Here is a 21,177-nt window from a genome sequence, read left to right on the forward strand (position 1 = left end):
GGGCCGAAAAAAGCGAACACGCGTCCAGGCTCTTGGGCCGGGCCGCCCGGGGCCGGGAGTTTCCGCAGCTCGAACGCCGGGAGTCTGCGCAGCTCGAACACGGTTCCCTCGCCCCCACCACCGACCTCGCCGACCGCCATCGCGAGCGGCGCGCGACATTCTATCCATGGGGATCTCGCCGTTACCACCAGAACTCCCCACATGCGCGAGGATCCGCATTCCCGAACACCCTCACGGTTATCGGCTCCGTACCGTCCGGTCAGGGCTACGAGACCTTTCGGAGCCAGGCCAGCGCGCGGCGCGCGGCGTTGTACCCGCACATGCCGTGGGCGCCGGCCCCGGGCGGGGTCGCGGCGGAGCAGAGGTAGACCCCGGGGATGCCCGTGGCGTACGGGTCGAGCGCCGCGCGCGGCCGGAACACCAGCTGCCGGGCGTCGTTGGCACCGGCCACGATGTCACCGCCGACATGGTTCTCGTTGCGCCGGCTCAGCTCCGTGGTGGACCGCACGTACGTCGCCCGGACCCGGTCGCGGAACCCGGGGGCGTACCGCTCGATCTGCGCCGTGATCGCCTCGGTGGCGTCGCCGGTGTAGCCGGCCGGCACATGGGCGTAGGTGTACAGGGGGTGCACGTCGCCGGCCGAGCGGGACTCGTCGGCGAGGTACTGCTGGCCGACGAGCACGAACGGCCGCTCGGGCATCCGGCCGGCCGCCACGTCCCGTTCCGCGGCGGCGATCTCCGCGACCTGGCCGCCGAGGTGCACGGTGCACGCGAGGCGCGAGCCTTCGTGGGCCCACGGCACACCGCCCTCGACGGCGTAGTCCACCTTGAACGCGCCGGGCCCGTGCCGGTACCGGGTGTACGCGCGGCGCACCCCGGCCGGCAGCCGGCCGCCCGCGATGCGGACGGCGGCCGACGGCGAGGTGTCCAGCATGACCAGGTCGGGGTCGCCCAGTTCGGCCAGGGAGGTGACCCGGCGGCCCGTCTCGAACGCGACGCCGTACTCGGCCGCGCGGCGGACGATCGCGTCCCGGATCGCGGCCGAACCGCCCTGGGCGACCGGCCAGCCGCAGGCGTGCGCGGCCATGACCATGGCGACCCCGATCGCCGAGGACGCGAGCGTGCCCAGCGGGCGGAAGGCGTGCGCCGCCACGCCGATCCACAGGGCCCGGGCCTCGGGGGAGCCGAAGCGGCGGGCGAGCAGGGTGGCCGGCAGCCCGGCGCAGGCGCCGAAACGGGCCAGGTGGAGCGGGTGGCGCGGGAGGTGCGGCACCGGCCGCAGGAACTCCTGGCTGATCGTGCCGAACCGCTCCGTGAGCGGGCCGAACGTGCGCCGCCACCCCGGTCCGCCCGCGCCGAGCCCGGCGGCGGTCGCGGCGACGGACCGGACCGCCACCGCGCCGCGCCCGCCGTCGAGCGGGTGGGCGAACTCGGCCGGGGCCCAGCGCCAGGTCAGCCCGGCCCCGGCCAGGTCGAACCGCTGTGCGAACGGTGAGCCGGGCCCCAGCGGATGGATGCCGGAGCACTCGTCGTGCACGAGGCCGGGCAGCGTCAGCTCGGCGGAGCGGACGCCGCCGCCGAGGACGTCCGCGGCCTCGACGACCCGGACGCGTACGCCCCCAGCGGCGAGGGTGAGGGCGGCGGCGAGCCCGTTGGGCCCGCTGCCGACCACGACCGCGGTGGTCATCCGACCACTTCCTCTCCTGTACGGGCCGGTGTACGGGCCGAGTTCCGCACCCAGACCACGAGCGTCCGGTGCCGCCGAGCGGCCGACCGCTCGCAACTGCGTGCCGTGCGCCACCCGGCCGGGTGGCGGTCCGGCGGATCCGCGGAATCGCCGTGTCCGCAAGGGTAGTTTGACGGCCCTCAGTCGTGGACGCAGCAGGAGGAAGCACAGTGGCCGACTCACCTCAACACCGGATCTTCGCGATGCTGGACGTGGACGGCGACGGCGCCATCACCCACCAGGAGTACCTCGCGCGGGTCGACCGGGTGGCGGCCGCCGTGGGCCGCGACGCCGGAGATCCGGTCGTCGCCGCCTCCCGGGCCGCTCATGAGGCTGTCTTCAGGGACATGGACGCCGACGGCGACGGACGCGTCACGTTCGAGGAATACCGCGCGTGGGTCGGGCACGAGGCGTTCGAGCGCTCCTGCCGGCCCGCCCTGGGCTCCCTGTTCGACCTCGCCGACACCGACGCCGACGGACACCTCGACCGCGCCGCGTTCACCCGGCTGCGCACGGCGGCGGGGAACGCCGAGACCGACGCCGGCGCGGCGTTCGACGCCCTCGACACCGACCACGACGGACTGATCGACCGCGACGCCTACCTGACGGGCATCCGGGACTTCGTCACCACCGGCAGCTCCCCCATGGCCGCGGCCTACGGCGCCGGGCCCGCGCTCGGTACCCGCTCCTGACGGGACGGGGACCCGGTGGCGCCGGTGACCGGCGCCGGCCGGGAGCTGTCCCTTTGGTTTTGGGGTGCGTACACTCCACTGCGACGTGTGATCTTCGCGGGCCGGAGGGCGCGGCATGGGTGGACCCGGGACTCCCCGACGTGAAGTGGTCACGGGGGCTCCCCGGACGTCCCGCCCGGCCCCCGGGCCGGTTCCCCCCGCCCGGACGAGCCCCCAGGACACCGCCGCACTCAGGGATTTGATGCGCCGTCAACTCCGGCTCGGCGTCCTGGCCTTCGGGATGCTCGTCGCGGTGATCGGGCCGCTGCCCCTCGTCTTCGCGACCCTGCCCGACCCGGCGGTCCGGCCGGGCAGCGCGCTGCTCGTCTGGGCCGTACTCGGCGTCGGCGCCTACCCCGTGCTCGTCGTCATCGGCCGGTGGTACGTCGTGCGGGCCGAGCGCAACGAACGGGACGCCGCGGAACGGGACGAAGGGGCCCGGGCGGTGAACGGGGGCCGGGCGTCCGGAGCCGCCGGGTGAACCAGACGTACGGCATCGTGGCCGTGTCGGCGGCGGTCCTGGCCACGCTGGTGATCGGCTCGGTGGGGCTGCGTGTCTCGCGCACCACGTCCGACTTCTACGTCGCCTCCCGTACCGTCCCGCCGTACCTCAACGCCATGGCGGTCAGCGGGGAGTACCTCTCGGCCGCCTCCTTCCTCGGCATCGCCGGGCTCGTCGCCGCCGAGGGCGTCCAGATGCTCTGGTTCCCCGTCGGCTACGCGGCCGGCTACCTCGTCCTGCTCGCGTTCGTCGCCGCCCCGCTGCGCCGCTCCGGCGCCTACACCCTGCCCGACTTCGCCGACTCACGGCTCGGCTCCACCGCCGCCCGGCGGGTCGCCGGAGTGCTCGTCGTCGGCGTCGGCTGGCTCTACCTGCTGCCCCAGCTCCAGGGCGCCGGCCTCACCCTCGGCCTGGTCACCGGCGCGCCGCACTGGCTCGGCGGTCTGCTCGTCGCGGTCGTCGTCACCCTGGCCGTGGCCGCCGGCGGCATGCGCGGCATCACCTTCGTGCAGGCGTTCCAGTACTGCCTGAAGCTGACCGCGCTCCTCGTACCCGCGCTGTTCCTGCTGCTCGCCTGGCACGGCGACCCGCGCCCCGCCGGCGCCCTGGAGGAACCGCCGGCCTTCCGCCGGCACACCCAGGTCACCGTCGACAGCACCGTACGGCTGCGGATCGAGGCGCCGCTGCGGGCCGTGGCGAGCGGTGCCGTGGACGGCAGGGCCTACGACGGGGCCCCGCTGGCGCTGGACCCCGGGGTGCACGAGATCCGGGCCGGGACCACCCTGCGGTTCCCGCCCGGGACCCCGGTGCCCGAGCGCGTGCCCGGCGACGGCGGGCCGGGCGCCGCAGGCTGGGCGGCGCCGCTGTCCGGCGGCGAGGAGGAGCACCCGCTCTACGCCACGTACGGGCTGATCTGCGCCACCTTCCTCGGCACCATGGGACTGCCCCACGTCCTCGTCCGCTTCTACACCAACCCCGACGGCCGCGCCGCCCGGCGCACCACCGTCATCGTGCTCGCCCTCGTCGGCGGCTTCTATCTGCTGCCGCCCCTCTACGGCCTCCTCGGCCGGCTCTACGCCCCCGACCTGCTGCTCACCGGCAACACCGACGCCGCCGTCCTCGTCCTGCCCGAGCGGCTGCTCGGCGGCACCGCCGGTGATCTGCTCGGCGCGCTGATCGCCGCCGGTGCCTGCGCCGCCTTCCTGTCCACCGCCTCCGGGCTCACCCTGTCCGTCGCGGGCGTGCTCAGCCAGGACGTGCTGCCCTCGCTCGGCGTCCGCCGCTTCCGGCTCGCCACGCTGCCCGCGGTGGCCGTACCCGGCACCGTGAGCGTGGCCGCCGGCCAGCTCCCCGTCGCCGGCGCCGTGGGACTCGCCTTCGCCGTGGCCGCCTCCGCCTTCTGCCCGCTGCTGGTGCTCGGCATCTGGTGGCGCGGGCTGACCCCGCCCGGCGCGATCGCCGGACTCCTCGCCGGCGGAGGCGGCGCCCTCACCGCCGTCACCCTCACCATCGCCGGGCCACCGGCCGGCGGCTGGGCGCACTCCCTGCTCGCCTGGCCCGCCGTGTGGTCCGTCCCGCTCGGCTTCCTGACCATGATCCTGGTGTCCCTGGCCACCCGGGACCGCATACCGCCCGGCACCGAGGCCGCCATGGCCCGCCTCCACCTGCCCGAACACCCGGCCGGCCGGGACCTGCCCAGCACCCGCCGAGGAGTGACGACGCCATGACGACCCACCGGTACCGGCGGTACGCGGCCCACGGCACCCGCCCGTGAACGGCCTCGCCCTGCTCGCCGCCGGCGCCCCGCTGCTCTTCGCCGCCGGGCTCGCCACCGGACGCCTGCTGGCCCGCCGGGCGGCCCGGGGCGGCCCGGACCGCGGCACCCCCGTGGAACGCGCCACCTTCCGCACCCTGCACACCGCGTCCGTGGCCGCGCCCCCGCTGCGCGCCGGACTCACCCCGGACGCCGCCCGCAAGGCGGTCCGCGGGCTGCGGCCGCTGTTCGGCACGGCCGCGCTCGGGCTCACCGCCGAGGACCGGCTGCTGGCCTGGGAGGGACCGGGCCGGCACCACGCGGAGGCGGCCCTGGAGCGGGTCCGCCAGGTGCTGGCCACCGGCCGCGCGCAGACCTTCGCCGTCGCCTGCCCGGACCCGGACTGCCCGGTGCGCTGGGGTGCCGCCGCGCCGCTCACCGTCGACCGGCGCGTTCCCGGCGCCCTCGTCGTGCTCGGCGCGGGGGAGCCGGGGTCCGGGGCGCGGGCCACCGAGGAGGTGGCGCGCTGGGTCTCCGTCCAGCTGGAACTCGCCGACCTCGACCGGACCCGCACCGGGCTGATCGAGGCGGAGATCCGGGCGCTGCGGGCGCAGATCTCCCCGCACTTCGTCTACAACTCCCTGGCGGCGATCGCGTCCTTCGTGCGCACCGACCCCGAGCGGGCCCGCGAGCTGCTGCTGGAGTTCGCCGACTTCGCCCGCTACTCCTTCCGCCGCCACGGCGCGTTCACCACCCTGGCCGAGGAACTGCGCGCCGTCGAGCAGTTCCTGGAGCTGGTCCGGGCCCGGTTCGGGCCGCGGCTGGAGGTCACCCTGCGGATCGCCCCCGAGGTGCTGCCGGTGGCCGTTCCCTTCCTCTGCCTCCAGCCCCTGGTGGAGAACGCGGTCAAGCACGGGCTGGAGGGCAACGCCGGGCGCGGCCGGATCACGATCACCGCGCACGACGAGGGGGCGACGGCCCGGATCGCCGTCGAGGACAACGGGGTGGGCATGGAGCCCGGCCGGCTCCGCCGGATCCTGCGCGGCGAGAACGGACCGACGGCGGGCATCGGATTGCGCAACGTGGACGAGCGGCTGCGCCAGGTCTACGGCGACGAGCACGGCCTGGTCATCGAGACCGGCGTCGGCGCCGGTATGAAGGTCACCCTCCGCGTCCCCAAGTACCGGCCCGGGGTTCACAGCACGCCCCAGGAGACCCCGCCCGCGGACACCGGTCCCGTGAACACCGGACCCCCGGACACCGAGGTGCCGGGGGTCGCGGAGCCGGGGGACGGCGGGCTACGCCGCCTCGACCGCTGAGGCCTCGGCCGTCGGCGTCCCGCCCGCCTGCGCCCGCCCGCGCTGCCGGCGCGCCGCCATCACCGCGTAGACGATGATCCCGACGAACAGGAACAGCACACCCTGGTACACCGCCGCGTACCCGGCGCCCGCCATCAGCCAGACGGAGAACGCGGCGGCCACGGCCGTGATCACGGAGTCCCGCACCAGCCGCCCCCGGTCGACCTGCCCGGGCCGCCCGGCCACGAGGTGGAAGATCTGCGCGGCGGTGGCCAGCAGATACGGAACCGTCGCGGTGAACGTGGTGACCAGGACCAGGACGTCGAAGACCTTGGCCGAGCCGGAGAAGTAGTTGTAGACGGTGAGCAGCGAGGCGAGGACGACCGTCACGCCCACGCCGACCGTGGGCACGCCCCGCCGCCGGCGGGCGAAGGCGCTCGGGAACAGTCCGTCGCGCGCCGCCGCGTACGGCGTCTGGGCGCTGAGCAGGGTCCAGCCGTTGAGGCAGCCGGTCATCGACACCAGTGCGGCGAGCGCCACCGCCGTACCGCCCCAGCTGCCCCCGAACATCGTGTTCACGGCGTCCGAGAACGGCGCGCTGGAGGACACCAGCCGGTCGTGCGCGACCGTGCCGAACACCGACACCGTGCCCAGCAGGTACACCAGCGCCGCGCCCGCGGTGCCGATGACGGTGGCGCGGCCCACGTTGCGGCGGGCGTTCTTGACCTCGCCCGCGCTGACGGCGGCGGACTCCACCCCGAGGTAGGAGAAGAGCAGCAGGGCGGCGGAGGCGGAGACCGCGCCGACCGCGCCGTGCCCGCTCGCGTTGAACGGCCCGAGCCGGTCCGGGTCGAAGAAGAACAGCCCGCCGACCGCGACCAGCAGCAGCGGTACGAACTTCAGCACGGTGGAGACCAGCTGGACGGCGCCGACGTACCGGGTGCCGGCGAAGTTGGCCAGGGCGGGCAGCCACTGGAGGACCAGCGCGGCCAGGCAGGCGGTCCAGCGGTGGTCGTTGACCGGGATCAGCACGTCCAGGTAGCCGACGGCGGCGACGGCGAGCGCCGCGTTCGACACCCACGTGGTGATCCAGTACGACCAGGCCGCGAGGAAGCCGGCGAAGTCACCGAACGCCTCGCGGGCGTAGACGTAGGGGCCGCCGGTGCGCGGGTCCCGGGCGGCCAGCCGGCCGAAGACCAGGGCGAGCGCGATGGCGCCGACGGTCAGCACGACGAACGCGACCAGGCTGACCGTGCCGTAGGGGGCGATGGAGGCCGGCAGCAGGAAGATGCCGCCGCCGATGATGTTGCCCATGACCAGCGCGGTGGCGACGGGCAGGCCGAACCGGCGGGCATGCCGGCCGGCGTCGCCGTGCGGGTCCTCGGCGGGAACCGTGGGCGGCGCCGCGGGAGTCTCCGCGGAGGCCGGAGCCGACCGTGCGACGGTTCCGGTGTTGTGCATGGGTGGTGCGCCTCTCATGGAACGGATGTTCCCGGGATCACCGGGACGGGCTCCATGGTCGGGGATGCGCCGATCTGGCTCAAAATCGCCGTTTTTTGTTCCGTGCGGGCCGCTTGATCACGCAAAAAACGTCGCGGCGCGGACCTCCCGCCGCCAGATGTCCGGCGCCGGTCGCGGTCAGTCCGCCGCCCACAGCCCGCGCACATGACCCAGATGCCGGGTCATGATCGCGTCGACGGCCTGCTCGTCGCGCTCCAGCAGGGCGTCCAGCAGCTCCAGGTGCTCCTCGGCGGAGGCGAGCAGCCGGCCCGCCCGGACCAGCGCGGTCAGCCCGTACAGCCGGGAGCGCTTGCGCAGGTCGGCGACGACCTCGACCAGGTGCGCGTTGCCCGCGAGGGCGAGCAGGCCGAGGTGGAAACGGGTGTCCGCCTCGACATAGGCGATCAGGTCGCCCGCCGCGGCGGCCTGGACGATCTCCCGGGCCGCCGGGCGCAGCGCCTCCAGCGAGACCCGGTCCGCGGTGCGGGCCAGGGCCGTCACGGTCGGGATCTCGATGAGCGCCCGGATCTGCGTGTACTCGTCCAGCTGCCGGTCGGAGACGACGGTGACCCGGAACCCCTTGTTGGGCACGGTGTCGACCAGTCCCTCCTTGGCCAGGTCGAGCATCGCCTCCCGTACCGGCGTCGCCGAGACGCCGAACCGGGCGGCCAGCGAGGGCGCCGAGTACACCTCGCCCGGCCGCAGCTCGCCCGCGATCAGCGCGGCGCGCAGGGCGTCCGCGACCCGCTCGCGGTAACTGCTGCGCCGCCCGCCGAGCCGGGGGAGGGCGGACAGCTCCGCGTCGCGCGTGTTCTGTGCCATGTCACGCATCACCGGGGTGAGTGTAGAGGAGACCGGCGGGCGGGGGAGGAGCCCGGGGGAGGCTACAGGACGAACCCCTCGGGGAACGGGTCGTCCGGGTCCAGCAGGTACTGTGCCGTCCCGGTGATCCACGCGCGGCCGGTGAAGCTGGGCAGCACGGCCGGCACCCCGGCGACCTCGGTCGTGCCCAGCAGCCGCCCGGTGAACCGGGTGCCGATGAAGGACTCGTTCACGAACTCGGTGCGCAGCGGGAGTTCACCGCGCGCGTGCAGCTGCGCCATGCGCGCGCAGGTGCCGGTGCCGCAGGGGGAGCGGTCGAACCAGCCCGGGTGGATGACCATGGCGTGCCGGGAGTGCCGGGCCGTGGCGCCGGGCGCGTACAGGTGGACGTGGTGGCAGCCGCGGATGGACGGGTCCTGCGGATGGACCGGCTCGTCCTGCTCGTTGACCGCCCGCATCAGCGTCAGCCCCGCCGCCAGGATGTCGTCCTTGCGGGCGCGGTCGAAGGGCAGCCCGAGGGCGTCGACGGGCAGGATCGCGTAGAAGTTGCCGCCGTAGGCGAGGTCGTAGCGGACGGTCCGGCCGTCCGGCAGGGTGACCTCGCGGTCCAGTCCGGCGGCGAACGACGGCACGTTCCGCAGGGTCACGCTCCGCGCGGCGCCGTCCGCCACCGCGACCTCGGCGACCACGACCCCCGCCGGGGTGTCCAGCCGGATGGTGGTCACCGGCTCGGTGACCTCCACCATGCCCGTCTCGACCAGGACGGTGGCCACCCCGATCGTCCCGTGACCGCACATCGGCAGATAGCCGGAGACCTCGATGTAGATGATGCCCCAGTCGCAGTCGGGGCGGGTCGGCGGCTGCAGGACGGCGCCGCTCATCGCGGAGTGGCCGCGCGGTTCGTTCATCAGCAACCGCTTGACGTGGTCGCGGTGTTCACGGAAGTACAGCCGCCGTTCGTTCATCGTCGCGCCGGGCACGGTGCCGATCCCGCCGGTGATCACCCGGGTCGGCATGCCCTCGGTGTGCGAGTCGACGGCGTGCAGGACGAGCTTGCTGCGCATCTTCCGGCCTCCTTCCCCTCGTCAGGCCGGCCCGGCGGCCAGGGCCTTCCCGGTGGCCGCGCGGACCTCGGCCTCCTGCTCGGGCAGCAACGGCACCCTCGGCGGGCGCACCGGGCCGCCGTACCGTCCGGCGAGGTCCATGGAGAGCTTGATCGCCTGGACGAACTCGGTCCTGGAGTCCCAGCGCAGCAGCGGATGCAGCTGCCGGTACAGGGGCAGCGCGGTGGCCCGGTCGCCGGACACGGCCGCGCGGTACAGCTCCACCGAGGCGCGGGGCAGGGCGTTGGGGTAGCCGGCCACCCAGCCCTTGGCGCCGGCCGTCGCCAGCTCCAGCAGTACGTCGTCGGCACCGGCCAACAGGTCGAGTTCCGGGGCGAGTTCGGCGATCCGCCAGGCGCGGCGCACATCACCGGAGAACTCCTTGACGGCCTGCACCAGCCCCTCGCCGTGCAGCCGGGCGAGGAGTTCGGGCACCAGGTCGACCTTGGTGTCGACCGGGTTGTTGTAGGCCACCACCGGCAGACCGGCCCGGGCGACCTCCGTGTAGTGGGCGAGGACGGAACGCTCGTCGGCGCGGTAGGCGTTGGGCGGCAGCAGCATCACCGCCGCGCAGCCGGCCGCGCCGGCCTGCTCGGCCCAGCGGCGGGCCTCCGCGGAGCCGTACGCGGCCACGCCCGGCATCACCCGTTCCCCGCCGACCGCGGCCACGGCGGTCTCCACCACCCGGGCCCGCTCCTCGGGGGTGAGCACCTGGTACTCGCCGAGCGAGCCGTTCGGTACGACGCCGTCGCAGCCGCTCGCGACGAGCCAGGCGCAGTGCTCGGCGTAGCGGTCGTGGTCGACCGAGAGGTCGTCGCGGAAGGGCAGTGCGGTGGCGACGAGGACGCCGTGCCAGGGGCGGCGCGGAAGGTCGGACATCGGAAGTCCCCCATTCTCGGCAGGTAACCCTCTTGGTGAGGTGTGATATGGCACTGTTGCCACGGCTTACTCGGTATCCGGCAGTCCGGCCAGGACGCCGAGCGGTACCGGCCGGGCGAACGGCCGGCGTCCGGGATCGAGCGGGCAGCCCGTCAGACCGGCCACCGCGGGTCCGCACATCCGGCCCTGGCACCAGCCCATCCCGGCCCGGGTGAGCAGCTTCACGGTGCGCGCGTCCCCGGCGCCGAGCGTGCCGACCGCCTCGCGCACCCGCCCCGCGGTGACCTCCTCGCAGCGGCACACCACCGTCTCGTCCGGCAGCCGCTCCGCCCAGCCCGCGGGCGGGGCGTACACCGCGTCCAGGGCGGCGGCGAACGCGCGCGCCCGCGTCCTGGCCCGGTCGGCGGCCGCCCAGCGGCGCGGGTCCGGGGCGGTGCCGTACAGCCGCGCGGCGGCCGAGTGCCCGGCGATGCGCCCCTCGGCGAGCGCGAGCGCCGCGCCGCCGACCCCGGTGGCCTCCCCGGCGGCCCAGACGCCGGGCACGTCGGTGCGCTGCTCGGCGTCGACCCGTACGGCGGTGCCGGACAGGGCGCAGCCGAGGGTCTCGGCCAGGTCGGTGTGCGGCAGCAGTCCGTGGCCCACGGCGAGGGTGTCGCAGCGCACCCGGCGGGCGGTGCCGGGCCGCGGGCGTCCGGCCCGGTCGAGCGCGGCCACCGTCACCGCCTCCACTCGTTCGGTGCCGTGCGCCGCCAGGACCGTGTGCCGGGGCAGGACGCGCACCCCGTGCCACAGCAGCCGGGCCGCGTACCCGGCGCCCTCGGCGAGCCTGCCGGGCTTCGCGGCCAGGGCGGGCAGCCGGCGGGACAGCGCGGCCGGACCGGCGGACTCCACCAGCGCCGCCACCCGGGCACCGGCCGCGGCCAGCCCGGTCGCCACCGGCAGCAGCAGCGGCCCGGTCCCGGCGACCACGGCCGTCCGTCCGGGCAGCACCAGCTGTCCCTTGAGCATGGCCTGCGCCCCGCCCGCCGTGACGACCCCGGGCAGCGTCCAGCCGGGGAAGGGCAGCACCCGCTCGTAGCCGCCGGTGGCGAGAAGCACGGCGTCGGCGCGGACGGTGACGCCCTCCTCCTGCCCGGGGCCGCGCAGCGCGTACACGGTGAACCCGCGGGAGCCGGACTCGGTCCCGCGCGTTACGCACCACACATGATGGTCCGTCAGATGAGTGATCCGGCCCGCCGCGCGGTGCCGTTCGAGGCCGGTCCGCAGTCGCTCCCAGGTGCGCCACCGGTGGTGCGGGGCGTGGGGGCGGCGGGCGCCGAGACCGGAGGCCGGCTGCCGGTAGAACTGCCCGCCCGCCTGGTCGGCCGCGTCGACCAGGAGCACCCGGACCCCCTGCGCGGCGGCCGTCAGGGCCGCGGCGAGACCGGCCGGGCCCGCGCCGACGACGGCGAGGCGGGGGCGCTCAGTCATCGTCCCGGCCCGTCCCCCGCTGGGTGCGGATCACGTCGCCCGGGCGCACCGGCACCAGACAAGCCCGTTGGCCGGTGCGGTCGTTGACGGTCACCAGGCAGTCGAAGCACACCCCGATGCCGCAGAACACCCCGCGCGGCTCGCCGGTGCCCCGCGTGCCGCGCCAGGCCGTCACACCGGCCGCCCACAGCGCCGCCGCGACCGTCTGACCGGGCAGCGCCCGCAGGGGCCGGCCGTCGAAGGTGGCGGTGTGGACCGGGCCCGGCCGGGCCCGCGTCGGCTCAAGGGGATTCACCGTCGTTTCCTCCCTGTGTGTCGAACCGCTCCGGCCGGAACGGCGTGAGGTCGAGCTCCGGCGCCTCGCCGGTGAGCGCCCGCGCGATCAACAGCCCGGTGGCCGGGGCGAGTCCGATGCCGGCGCCCTCGTGTCCGCAGGCGTGGAACAGGCCGGGCACCCGGGGGTCGGGGCCGATCGCCGGCAGATGGTCGGGCAGATACGGCCGGAAGCCCGCGTACGTCCGCAGCGCGCGGACCCGCTGGAGGAACGGGAACAGCCCGACGGCCCCGGCGGCGAGGGCCCGGACCGCGCGCAGCGACAGCGAGCGGTCGAAGCCCACCCGTTCCCGGGTGGCGCCGATCAGCACCGGCCCGGCCGCCGTGCCCTCCACCACCGGCGAGGCGCGCAGCCCGGCCGAGTCGCTGGCCACGTCGGCCACGTAGTCCGCGGCGTACACCTTGTGCCGGACCCGGCGCGGCAGCGGCTCGGTGACCAGGACGAAACCGCGCCGGGGGAGCACCGGCAGCCGGATTCCGGCGAGCGCCGCGAGCTCGCCGCCCCAGACGCCGGCCGCGTTCACCACCGCCGGGGCGTGGATGTCCCCCCGGTCGGTGCGGACGCCGTACACCGCGCCGCCCGCTCCGCGCAGCACCCCGGTCACCGTGTGGCCGGTGTGCAGCCGGGCCCCGGAGGCGCGCAGCAGATGGGCGGCGGCCAGCGCGGGCATGACCTGGGCGTCCTGCGGATAGTGCACCCCGCCCGCCATCCCCGGCGCCAAGTACGGCTCCAAGTCGGGGAGTCGGTCGGCCGCCACCGGTACGGCCGTGACGCCGGCGGACCGCTGGCGGGCGGCGAGGTCCCGCAGCGCGGCCAGCGCGCCGGGCGTCGAGGCGACCACCAGGCCGCCCTTGGGCTCGTACTCGACCGCGGCGCCCAGCTCCTGCGCCAGCCCGTTCCACAACCGGGCCGACAGCAGGGCCAGTCGCAGCTCCGGGCCAGGCTCCTTGTCGGAGACCAGGACGTTGCCCTCGCCCGCTCCGGTGGTGCCGCCGGCCACCGCGCCCCGGTCCACCACCCGTACCTCCAGGCCGGCCCGGGCGGCGTACAGCGCACAGGCCGCGCCCGCCATCCCGGCTCCGACGACCACGACATCGCAGGTCAGCCGCTTCGCCACGGCAGTACTATGTCACATGTTTCTCACCATGAGGAGACCCCCGACTCCGGTGCGTGGACGCCCCCTTGACGTCGTATCGAGCCCGATCGACACTCCAGGGAGGGAATCCTAGTGAACAGGTAGGAAATCATGGCGCGCCTCGCACCGGGCACCGGCCGAACGGACCGGACCCCGTCGCGCGCGCCCCTGCTCACCTCCCGCCGTCACATCGACCTCCAGCGTGTCTGCAGCGCGATCAGCCGCCACCGCTGAACCGGGCCGCCCCTCGGCCCCCGCCGGCCGGCCGTCGCCCGTGCCGGAGCGCCCGTCCGCACGCCCACCACCCGGGGAGACGCATGTCCATCACTCCGCTCGCCGCCGTCCGGCCCGCCCACCGCCCCGCCCCCCTGTTCCGGGGCCGGATCGGCCGGGACGCGCGCAGCGGCCACTACGCCGTGCCGCACCGCTACCGGCTCCACCTGTCCACCGCCTGCCCCGACGGGCTGCGCCTCGCCGTCGGCCACAGCCTCCTCGGCCTGGACACCCGTTGTCCGGTCACCCTCCTGCCGGCCGTCCCCGACTGTCCCGACGGCGGCCACACGGCGCTGCGCCCGCTGTACGAGGCGAGCGCCCACCACTACACCGGCCCCGCCCACGAGCCCGTGCTCAGCGACGACTGGTCCGGACGCATCGTCAGCACCCACACCCCCGACATCCTGCGCGACCTGGACCTGCTGCGCCCGGACGACCGCGCCGGCCTGTACCCCGCGGGCCTGGAGTCCGTGATCGAGGCGGTGGAGCGGATGTGCGCCGAGGGCATCGAGGAGGCCGCCCAGCGGGCCGGCCGGGCGGGCGCCGACCCGGGGGAGCGGGCCGCCGCGCTCGACACCCTGCTGGACACCCTGAGCCGGCTGGAACGCCGGCTGAGCGGCGAGGAGTACCTGGCCGACGGCCGGCTCACCGCCGCCGACATCGAGCTGTGGGTGACCCTGGTGCAGCTCGACACCGTCCACCGCTGCCACCTCGACGCCTCCGCCGTGCACCGGGTGGCCGGACACCGGGCGCTGTGGGCCTACGCCCGCCGGCTGGCCGCCCACCCGGCCTTCGGCCGCCATCTCGACCTCGACGGCATCGCCCGCCGCCACCACGGCCGCTGCCAGGGCCTGGAGGCCGCCGGAGCCGCCGTCCAGATCCTGGACTGGGCGAGCCACGCCGCGCACACCCCGGGCGCCTGCCGCAGGTGAGGGCGGTCCGCCGGGGTCCACTGGGCGGACGGGCGTTGACATTCGAACGGTCAACTGCCTTACTTACGGCTCAGAACGGTCATGAGCGTCAGCGCCAAGCCCTGGCTCGCTGACCGGCAACCCTCGCACCGCGGTGGGGTGCCCCAGGTGACGACCGGACCGGACGACGCATTCGGTAAGCGCGAGGCTCCCCGGGGCCACGACAGTGACAGGTGACGCCATGTACGCAGCTTCCAGGACGGCCCCGAGCCGCCCCCAGGGCCGCATGCCGTCGTACGCCGGTCTCCTGGTCGCGGACCGTGCCGTCGATCTGCTCCGTGTGAACAGCGCGCTGTGTACCGTGCCGGGCATCGCCCGCCGCCAGGGCTGACCGCTCCTCATCGCCCTCGCGTTCCCGCCGCACACCCCGCTCGCCCGGTGTGCCGTTGTCCGCCCAGCCCCCGGTTAGCGCCGGCCCGTGCGCCGCCCCGTGCCCCAGAGCCGTCGCGGCGCGCGTCCGCCCGGCCGCGGCCCGGGGTGTCCGACCCCGCCGGAGCCCCTCATGAGTGAACCCCCAGGCGCCGCCGTCTCCCTCGCCGAGGCGCCCGCCACCGCCGACAGACCGTCAGAGAAGCGCGAGGCGCCGCGAGTTCAGCCGCAGCGCCGACCCGGCCGGTGGGCCGTCACCGCCGTCGTCCTCGTCCTGCTCGCGCAGATCCTGCACGGACTGGTCACGAACCCCTTCTACCAGTGGGACCGCTTCCGTTACTGGTTCCTGCGCCCCGCCGTCCTCGACGGGCTCCTCGTCACCCTCGAAGTCACCGCGCTCAGCGCCGTACTGGGGCTCCTCGGCGGTGTCCTGCTCGCGCTCGGCCGGCTCTCCGGCAGCGCGGTGCTGCGCGCGGTCAGCTGGACCTACACCTGGCTGTTCCGCTCCGTCCCGCTGATCGTGGTGCTGATCTTCCTGTACAACTTCAGTGCCCTGTACAAGACCCTGAGCCTCGGGGTGCCGTTCGGCCCGGCCTTCGTGACCTTCGACGAGTCCCGGCTGGCCACCGACATGACCATCGCCGTCGTCGGCCTCACCCTGAACGAGGCGGCGTACGCGGCCGAGGTGGTCCGCGGCGGCATCCTCTCCGTCGACCAGGGCCAGCACGAGGCCGCCGCCGCGCTCGGCCTGCCCCGGGGCCACCGGTTCCGCCGGATCGTCTTCCCGCAGGCCCTCAGGTCCATCACCCCCAACTACGTCAACCAGCTGATCGGCCTGATCAAGAGCACGTCCCTGGTCTTCTACGTCTCCCTGCTCGACCTGTTCGGCGTGGTGCAGTCGATGGGCAACACCTACCCCGGCGACGTGGTGCCGCTGCTGATGGTCGCCACCGTCTGGTACCTGATCCTGACCAGCGCCGTCTCCGTCGCCCAGTTCTACGTCGAGCGGTACTACGCCCGCGGCGCCACCCGCACCCTGCCGCCCACCCCGCTCCAGCGGCTGCGCGCCCGACTCGCGGACTTCCGGGCCCGGTTGCGCCGCGAAGCCGCCGTATGACCGCCGCGCGGACCCCCGAGGAGCCCGCGCCCGCCCCACGACCTTCCGCCCCGCCACGCCCCGACACCCGAACGACAAGGACAGCCATGCCCAGCCAGTTCTCCCGACGCCGGCTCCTGCGCGGCCTCACCGCGGCGACCGCGACCCTCTCCCTGGCCGGCTCACTCGCCGCCTGCGGGGGAGACAGCGACGCCGCCACGACCGGCGGCCGGGCCGGCACGGTGACCGTGGGACAGCTGTCCAACGGAGCCGCCGAACCGGTCGAACTGAAGGTCTCCGAGGTCAAGTCCATCAGCGCCGAGCTGCCCGCCTCCATCCGCAAGAGCGGCAAGCTCGTCATCGGCATCGGCGGCCTGCCCTCCGGCTCCGCACCGCTGAACTTCGTGGGCAGCGACCAGAAGACCCTCACCGGCTCCGAACCCGACCTCGGCCGGCTGGTGGCCGCGGTGCTCGGCCTCAAGCCCGAACTGCGCAACTCCACCTGGGAGAACCTCTTCGTCGGCATCGACAGCGGCAAGAACGACGTCGCCTTCTCCAACGTCACCGTCACCGAGGAACGCAAGAAGAAGTACGAGTTCGCCTCCTACCGCAAGGACGACCTGGCCTTCGAGGTACTCAAGAAGAGCACCTGGAACTTCGACGGCGACTACCGCAACCTCGCCGGCAAGACGGTCACCGTCGGCGCCGGCACCAACCAGGAGAAGATCCTGCTGGAGTGGAAGGCCCGGCTGGCCAAGGAGGGCAAGAAGCTCACCGTCAAGTACTTCCCGGACCAGAACGCCATCAACCTGGCGCTGCGCGGCGGCAAGGTCGACGCCTACCTCGGCCCCAACCCCGCCGTCGCCTACCGCACGAGGCAGACCGCGCACACCCCCGACCCCACCCGCAGCGCCGGCACCTTCTCCGGCGCCGGCGAGACGGTCCAGGGCCTGATCGCCGCCACCGCCAAGAAGGACAGCGGGCTTGCCAAGCCGCTCGCCGACGCCCTCAACTACCTGATCGAACACGGGCAGTACGGCAAGTGGCTCGCCGCCTACAACCTGTCGAGCGAAGCCGTGCCCAAGGCCGAGATCAACCCGCCCGGCCTGCCCCTGGACAACTCCTGACCCGGCCCGGGAACAACCCGCGGCGGCGGTGTGTTGCAAGTCGTGACGAGATCCACCCGGCGGACGCCGCACCGGCCCGCCGCGACCGACGGAGGGAGGTGACGGCCGTGACCCGGGTGCCCGAACGGACCCGACCGCCGCGCCCGTACCGCTCCGTCCGGCTGCACTCCCGGCCGCACATAGACCTCCAGCGCGTGTCCGCCGCGCTCTGTCGCCACTGATCTCCGCCCGGCCCCCCGGCCCGGCCGCTTCCCCCGCTTCCGCTCCCGCGCGCCCGCCCGGCCCGCGCCGCGTGCGCCACGGCCCCCGCCGCGCGCACCCCGGCCCGCGCCCGGCCGCGCGCCGCTCACCGACGTACGGACATCAAGGAAGGCACCGACGTGTCGCCGACTCCCTCCGCACCCCTGCACCTCGCCGTCGCCCTGGACGGCACCGGCTGGCATCCCGCGTCCTGGCGCGAGCCCGTGGCCCGCCCCCGGGACCTGTTCAGCGCCGGCTACTGGGCCGACCAGATCACCGAGGCCGAACGCGGTCTGCTCGACTTCGTCACCATCGAGGACGGCCTCGGCCCGCAGTCCTCCCGGCGCCACGAGCCCGACGAGCGCACCGACCAGGTCCGCGGCCGGCTCGACGCGGTCCTCATCGCCTCCCGCGTCGCCCCGCTCACCCGGCACATCGGCCTGGTCCCGACCGTGGTGGCCACGCACACCGAGCCGTTCCACATCTCCAAGGCGATCGCCACCCTCGACTACGTCAGCGCCGGACGCGCGGGCCTGCGCGTGCGGATCAGCGCCCGCCCCGACGAGGCCGCCCACTTCGGCCGCCGCACCATCCGCCGGACCGACGCCCCCGACGGGGGCCAACCGATCACCGAACTGTTCGACGAGGCCGCCGACTACGTGGAGGTCGTCCGCCGGCTCTGGGACAGCTGGGAGGACGACGCCGAGATCCGGGACGCCGCCACCGGCCGCTTCATCGACCGGGACAAGCTGCACTACATCGACTTCGAGGGCCGCTTCTTCAGCGTCAAGGGCCCCTCCATCACCCCCCGCCCGCCGCAGGGCCAGCCGCTGGTCACCGCCCTGGCCCACCAGACGGTCCCCTACCGGCTGGTGGCCCGCCAGGCCGACATCGGCTACGTCACCCCGCACGACGCGGACCAGGCCCGCGCCATCGTCGCCGAGATCCGCGCCGAGCAGCAGGCGGCCGGCCGCGCCGGAGAGCCACTGCACGTCTTCGGGGACCTCGTCGTCCTCCTCGACGACAGCGAGGCCGCGGCACGGGCCCGGCTGGACCGGCTCGACACCCTCGCGGGCGAGCCGTACCGCAGCGACACCCGCGTCTTCACCGGCACGGCCGAACAACTCGCCGACCTGCTGGAGGAGTTGGCGACCGGCGGGCTGACCGGCTTCCGGCTGCGGCCCGCCGTCACCGGACACGACCTGCCCCGCGTCACCGGGGACCTGGTGCCCGAACTCCAGCGCCGCCGGCGCTTCCGCACGGCCTACGACGCCACGACCCTGCGCGGCCTCCTCGGCCTCACCCGCCCCGCCAACCGCTACGCCACCACCGCCGCCTGAGCCGGGAGGACTCGCCCCACCATGAGCAAGCCGCTGAAGCAGATCCACCTGGCCGCCCACTTCCCCGGGGTCAACAACACCACCGTCTGGAGCGACCCGGCCGCCGGCAGCCACATCGAGTTCAGCTCCTTCGCGCACTTCGCCCGGACCGCCGAACGCGCCAAGTTCGACTTCCTGTTCCTCGCCGAGGGCCTGAGGCTGCGCGAACAGGGGGGCAAGATCTACGACCTGGACGTGGTCGGCCGTCCCGACACCTTCACCGTGCTCGCCGCGCTCGCCGCCGTCACCGACCGGCTCGGCCTGACCGGCACCATCAACTCCACGTTCAACGAACCGTACGAGGTGGCCCGCCAGTTCGCCAGCCTCGACCACCTCTCCGGCGGCCGGGCCGCGTGGAACGTGGTCACCTCCTGGGACGCCTTCACCGGCGAGAACTTCCGGCGCGGCGGCTTCCTGCCACAGGAGGAGCGCTACTCCCGCGCCAAGGAGTTCCTCGCCACCGCGCACGAGCTGTTCGACTCCTGGCACGGCGACGAGATCATCGCCGACCAGGCCACCGGCACCTTCCTGCGGGACGCCCGGGCCGGCGCGTTCGTGCACAAGGGACAGCACTTCGACATCCAGGGCCGGTTCAACGTCCCGCGCTCCCCGCAGGGCCGCCCCGTCATCTTCCAGGCCGGCGACTCCGACGAGGGCCGCGAGTTCGCCGCCGCCGACGCGGACGCCATCTTCAGCCGGTACTCCACCCTGAAGGAGGGCCAGGCCTTCTACACGGACGTCAAGTCCCGCCTCGCCAAGTACGGCCGCCGCCCGGAGGAACTGCTCATCCTGCCCGCCGCTACCTTCGTGCTCGGCGACACCGACGAGGAGGCCGCCGAACTCGCCCGCGAGGTACGCCGGCAGCAGGTCAGCGGCGCCACCGCGATCAGGCACCTGGAATTCGTGTGGAACCGGGACCTGTCGGCGTACGACCCCGAGGGTCCGCTGCCCGACGTGGACCCGGTCGTCGCCGAGGAGCACATCTCCCGGGGCCGCGCCCAGGTGCGGATGTACCGCGACCCGGTCGCCATCGCCCGCGAATGGCGCGAGCTCGCCGAGGCCAACAAGTGGTCCATCCGCGACCTGGTGATCAACACCGGCAACCGGCAGACCTTCATCGGTTCGCCCGCCACCGTCGCCCGGACCATCAACGAGTTCGTCCAGGCCGACGCCTCCGACGGCTTCATCCTCGTCCCGCACATCACCCCCGGCGGGCTCGACCCGTTCGCCGACCAGGTGGTCCCGCTGCTCCAGGAACAGGGCGTCTTCCGCGCCGACTACGAGGGCACCACCCTGCGCGACCACCTGGGCCTCGCCCACCCCGACGCCGCCCGGGGCACCGGCGCCCCCGCCGAGCGGGCCGCGTCGTGAAGTTCCTCGCCATCACGCTGATCGTGCACCGGCCGGACCCCGCCACCGGCCTGCTGAAGACGGCGCACGAACGGTTCCGCGAGGTGCTGGACGACGCCATCCTGGCGGAGGAACTCGGCTTCGACGGCTTCGGCGTGGGGGAGCGGCACGAACGGCCGTTCCTCTCCTCCGCGCCGACGGTGGTGCTGGGCCACATCGCCGCGCTCACCCGCCGCATCCGGCTGTTCACCGCCGTCACCACGCTCAGCCTGCTCGACCCGGTCCGGGCGTACGAGGACTACGCCACCCTGGACCATCTCTCCGACGGCCGGCTGGACCTCATCATCGGCAAGGGCAACGGCACCGCGCAGCGCGAGCTGTTCCAGGTCACCCCCGAGGACCAGTGGGCCCGCAACGCCGAGAGCTACGAGGTGTTCCGGCGGCTGTGGCGCGAGGACAAGGTGAGTGCCGACACCCGGTTCCGGCCGCCGCTGAGGGACGCCGAGGTGTGGCCACGGCCCTACCAGCGGCCGGTGCGCGTCTGGCACGGCAGCGCCACCAGCGAAGAGTCCGTGGACCTCGCGGCACGCTACGGCGACCCGCTGTTCTCGGCGAACGTCACCCACCCCATCGAGCCCTACGCCGCGCTGATCCGCCACTACCGGGAGCGCTGGGAACACTACGGCCACGACCCGGCGGACCTCGCGGTGGGCGCCGGCACGGCCGGACTGTACGTCGCCCGCACCTCCCAGGAGGCGCTCACGGCGTACCGCCCGGTCTTCGAGGCCGACCTGGCCATGAAGCGGGCGGCGGGCCTGCCCGTGGTCTTCGAGACCCTGGAGGACTTCGTCGCCCGCAGCTCGGCCCTGATCGGCAGCCCCGAGCAGGTGATCGACAAAGTGCACCGCTACCACGAGGAGTTCGGGCACACCGTGCTGCACGTGGCGGCGGACGCGGGCGGGCTGCCGCCCACGCGCCACCGCGACTCCCTCGAACTGTTCCAGTCCGAGGTCGCCCCGGTACTGCGCCGTCACATCCCCGACCCGCCGTTCCCCTGGGCCCCGGTCGTCCCCCGCCCGGCGCCCGCACCGGCCCCCGTGCCGGCCGGCCGCTGAGCCG

Annotated in this window: 21 protein-coding genes and 1 riboswitch; of the genes, 13 read left to right on the forward strand and 8 right to left on the reverse strand. The window is 74.6% G+C overall.

Annotation, left to right across the window (positions count from 1 at the left end; translation table 11 throughout):
• Window positions 1-265: 265 nt before the first annotated feature.
• A complete protein-coding gene (locus tag HB370_RS34300; protein WP_030786786.1) occupies window positions 266-1,687 on the reverse strand; it encodes an NAD(P)/FAD-dependent oxidoreductase in 1,422 nt (473 codons plus the stop codon).
• A gap of 209 nt (window positions 1,688-1,896) precedes the next feature.
• On the opposite strand from HB370_RS34300, the gene HB370_RS34305 reads away from it, so the two are divergent.
• The 4 genes from HB370_RS34305 to HB370_RS34320 all read left to right on the forward strand — a co-directional run bounded on the left by HB370_RS34305 (window position 1,897) and on the right by HB370_RS34320 (window position 6,031).
• Complete coding sequence (locus HB370_RS34305; RefSeq protein ID WP_280117769.1) at window positions 1,897-2,418, forward strand: EF-hand domain-containing protein; 522 nt, start codon at window positions 1,897-1,899, stop codon at window positions 2,416-2,418.
• Between the two features lie 241 nt (window positions 2,419-2,659).
• A complete protein-coding gene (locus HB370_RS41435; protein WP_342450983.1) occupies window positions 2,660-2,938 on the forward strand; it encodes a hypothetical protein in 279 nt (92 codons plus the stop codon).
• Window positions 2,935-4,686: a cation acetate symporter gene (locus HB370_RS34315; RefSeq protein WP_030786778.1), complete on the forward strand. Its 1,752-nt coding sequence runs from the start codon at window positions 2,935-2,937 to the stop codon at window positions 4,684-4,686. The genes HB370_RS41435 and HB370_RS34315 overlap by 4 nt, the downstream gene beginning before the upstream one ends.
• Before the next feature lie 43 nt (window positions 4,687-4,729).
• Window positions 4,730-6,031, forward strand: coding sequence for a histidine kinase (locus HB370_RS34320; protein ID WP_078637622.1), 1,302 nt, complete (start codon window positions 4,730-4,732; stop codon window positions 6,029-6,031).
• On the opposite strand, the gene HB370_RS34325 is transcribed toward HB370_RS34320, so the two are convergent.
• The 7 genes from HB370_RS34325 to HB370_RS34355 all read right to left on the reverse strand — a co-directional run bounded on the left by HB370_RS34325 (window position 6,011) and on the right by HB370_RS34355 (window position 13,235).
• Complete coding sequence (locus HB370_RS34325; protein WP_030786772.1) at window positions 6,011-7,471, reverse strand: amino acid permease; 1,461 nt, start codon at window positions 7,469-7,471, stop codon at window positions 6,011-6,013. The two genes, HB370_RS34320 and HB370_RS34325, sit on opposite strands and share 21 nt — an antisense overlap.
• 177 nt (window positions 7,472-7,648) lie before the next feature.
• Window positions 7,649-8,341, reverse strand: a complete 693-nt coding sequence (locus HB370_RS34330; RefSeq protein ID WP_208974467.1) for a GntR family transcriptional regulator — start codon at window positions 8,339-8,341, stop codon at window positions 7,649-7,651.
• Between the two features lie 53 nt (window positions 8,342-8,394).
• Window positions 8,395-9,396, reverse strand: coding sequence for a proline racemase family protein (locus HB370_RS34335; RefSeq protein ID WP_030786767.1), 1,002 nt, complete (start codon window positions 9,394-9,396; stop codon window positions 8,395-8,397).
• Window positions 9,397-9,417: 21 nt separating this feature from the next.
• Complete coding sequence (locus tag HB370_RS34340; protein WP_030786765.1) at window positions 9,418-10,314, reverse strand: dihydrodipicolinate synthase family protein; 897 nt, start codon at window positions 10,312-10,314, stop codon at window positions 9,418-9,420.
• A 66-nt stretch (window positions 10,315-10,380) separates the two neighbouring features.
• Window positions 10,381-11,784 carry an NAD(P)/FAD-dependent oxidoreductase gene (locus tag HB370_RS34345; protein ID WP_030786763.1) on the reverse strand — a complete coding sequence of 468 codons (1,404 nt, stop codon included), beginning with the start codon at window positions 11,782-11,784 and terminating at the stop codon, window positions 10,381-10,383.
• Entirely contained in the window at window positions 11,777-12,079 is a 303-nt protein-coding gene (locus tag HB370_RS34350) for a (2Fe-2S)-binding protein (RefSeq protein WP_030786760.1), read from the reverse strand. Before HB370_RS34350 ends, HB370_RS34345 begins: the two co-directional genes overlap by 8 nt.
• Window positions 12,066-13,235, reverse strand: a complete 1,170-nt coding sequence (locus HB370_RS34355) for an FAD-binding oxidoreductase (protein ID WP_030786757.1) — start codon at window positions 13,233-13,235, stop codon at window positions 12,066-12,068. Before HB370_RS34355 ends, HB370_RS34350 begins: the two co-directional genes overlap by 14 nt.
• Before the next feature lie 129 nt (window positions 13,236-13,364).
• Here HB370_RS34355 and HB370_RS42740 point away from each other — a divergent pair, with 129 nt between their 5' ends.
• The 9 genes from HB370_RS42740 (at window position 13,365) to HB370_RS34390 (ending at window position 21,173) form a co-directional block, all read left to right on the forward strand.
• Window positions 13,365-13,487 (forward strand): putative leader peptide, encoded by a 123-nt coding sequence (locus HB370_RS42740; protein WP_342450982.1) that lies wholly within the window; start codon window positions 13,365-13,367, stop codon window positions 13,485-13,487.
• Between the two features lie 83 nt (window positions 13,488-13,570).
• Window positions 13,571-14,458 (forward strand): glutathione S-transferase C-terminal domain-containing protein, encoded by an 888-nt coding sequence (locus HB370_RS34360; RefSeq protein WP_030786754.1) that lies wholly within the window; start codon window positions 13,571-13,573, stop codon window positions 14,456-14,458.
• 77 nt (window positions 14,459-14,535) lie between these two features.
• A riboswitch (SAM riboswitch) is annotated at window positions 14,536-14,646 on the forward strand.
• Window positions 14,647-14,678: 32 nt separating this feature from the next.
• Complete coding sequence (locus tag HB370_RS34365; RefSeq protein ID WP_157855604.1) at window positions 14,679-14,828, forward strand: hypothetical protein; 150 nt, start codon at window positions 14,679-14,681, stop codon at window positions 14,826-14,828.
• Window positions 14,829-14,999: 171 nt separating this feature from the next.
• Window positions 15,000-15,983 (forward strand): amino acid ABC transporter permease, encoded by a 984-nt coding sequence (locus HB370_RS34370; RefSeq protein ID WP_030786751.1) that lies wholly within the window; start codon window positions 15,000-15,002, stop codon window positions 15,981-15,983.
• Between the two features lie 86 nt (window positions 15,984-16,069).
• Complete coding sequence (locus HB370_RS34375) at window positions 16,070-17,089, forward strand: transporter substrate-binding domain-containing protein (protein WP_030786749.1); 1,020 nt, start codon at window positions 16,070-16,072, stop codon at window positions 17,087-17,089.
• 116 nt (window positions 17,090-17,205) lie between these two features.
• Complete coding sequence (locus HB370_RS42745) at window positions 17,206-17,310, forward strand: putative leader peptide (RefSeq protein ID WP_348273528.1); 105 nt, start codon at window positions 17,206-17,208, stop codon at window positions 17,308-17,310.
• 159 nt (window positions 17,311-17,469) lie between these two features.
• Window positions 17,470-18,669 carry an LLM class flavin-dependent oxidoreductase gene (locus tag HB370_RS34380; protein ID WP_030786746.1) on the forward strand — a complete coding sequence of 400 codons (1,200 nt, stop codon included), beginning with the start codon at window positions 17,470-17,472 and terminating at the stop codon, window positions 18,667-18,669.
• A gap of 21 nt (window positions 18,670-18,690) precedes the next feature.
• Window positions 18,691-20,079 (forward strand): NtaA/DmoA family FMN-dependent monooxygenase, encoded by a 1,389-nt coding sequence (locus HB370_RS34385; RefSeq protein WP_030786745.1) that lies wholly within the window; start codon window positions 18,691-18,693, stop codon window positions 20,077-20,079.
• Complete coding sequence (locus HB370_RS34390) at window positions 20,076-21,173, forward strand: LLM class flavin-dependent oxidoreductase (RefSeq protein WP_030786743.1); 1,098 nt, start codon at window positions 20,076-20,078, stop codon at window positions 21,171-21,173. Before HB370_RS34385 ends, HB370_RS34390 begins: the two co-directional genes overlap by 4 nt.
• Window positions 21,174-21,177: the final 4 nt, after the last annotated feature.

This window comes from Streptomyces sp. DSM 40868, from assembly GCF_011820545.1.
GTDB lineage: Bacteria > Actinomycetota > Actinomycetes > Streptomycetales > Streptomycetaceae > Streptomyces > Streptomyces eurythermus.

Coding starts and splice junctions, on each gene's coding strand:
- HB370_RS34300 (WP_030786786.1), bottom strand. CDS start 1,687: ATGACCACCGCGGTCGTGGTCGGCAGCGGGCCCAACGGGCTCGCCGCC.
- HB370_RS41435 (WP_342450983.1), top strand. CDS start 2,660: ATGCGCCGTCAACTCCGGCTCGGCGTCCTGGCCTTCGGGATGCTCGTC.
- HB370_RS34325 (WP_030786772.1), bottom strand. CDS start 7,471: ATGCACAACACCGGAACCGTCGCACGGTCGGCTCCGGCCTCCGCGGAG.
- HB370_RS34330 (WP_208974467.1), bottom strand. CDS start 8,341: ATGCGTGACATGGCACAGAACACGCGCGACGCGGAGCTGTCCGCCCTC.
- HB370_RS34335 (WP_030786767.1), bottom strand. CDS start 9,396: ATGCGCAGCAAGCTCGTCCTGCACGCCGTCGACTCGCACACCGAGGGC.
- HB370_RS34340 (WP_030786765.1), bottom strand. CDS start 10,314: ATGTCCGACCTTCCGCGCCGCCCCTGGCACGGCGTCCTCGTCGCCACC.
- HB370_RS34345 (WP_030786763.1), bottom strand. CDS start 11,784: ATGACTGAGCGCCCCCGCCTCGCCGTCGTCGGCGCGGGCCCGGCCGGT.
- HB370_RS42740 (WP_342450982.1), top strand. CDS start 13,365: ATGGCGCGCCTCGCACCGGGCACCGGCCGAACGGACCGGACCCCGTCG.
- HB370_RS34360 (WP_030786754.1), top strand. CDS start 13,571: ATGTCCATCACTCCGCTCGCCGCCGTCCGGCCCGCCCACCGCCCCGCC.
- HB370_RS34365 (WP_157855604.1), top strand. CDS start 14,679: ATGTACGCAGCTTCCAGGACGGCCCCGAGCCGCCCCCAGGGCCGCATG.
- HB370_RS34370 (WP_030786751.1), top strand. CDS start 15,000: ATGAGTGAACCCCCAGGCGCCGCCGTCTCCCTCGCCGAGGCGCCCGCC.
- HB370_RS34375 (WP_030786749.1), top strand. CDS start 16,070: ATGCCCAGCCAGTTCTCCCGACGCCGGCTCCTGCGCGGCCTCACCGCG.
- HB370_RS34385 (WP_030786745.1), top strand. CDS start 18,691: ATGAGCAAGCCGCTGAAGCAGATCCACCTGGCCGCCCACTTCCCCGGG.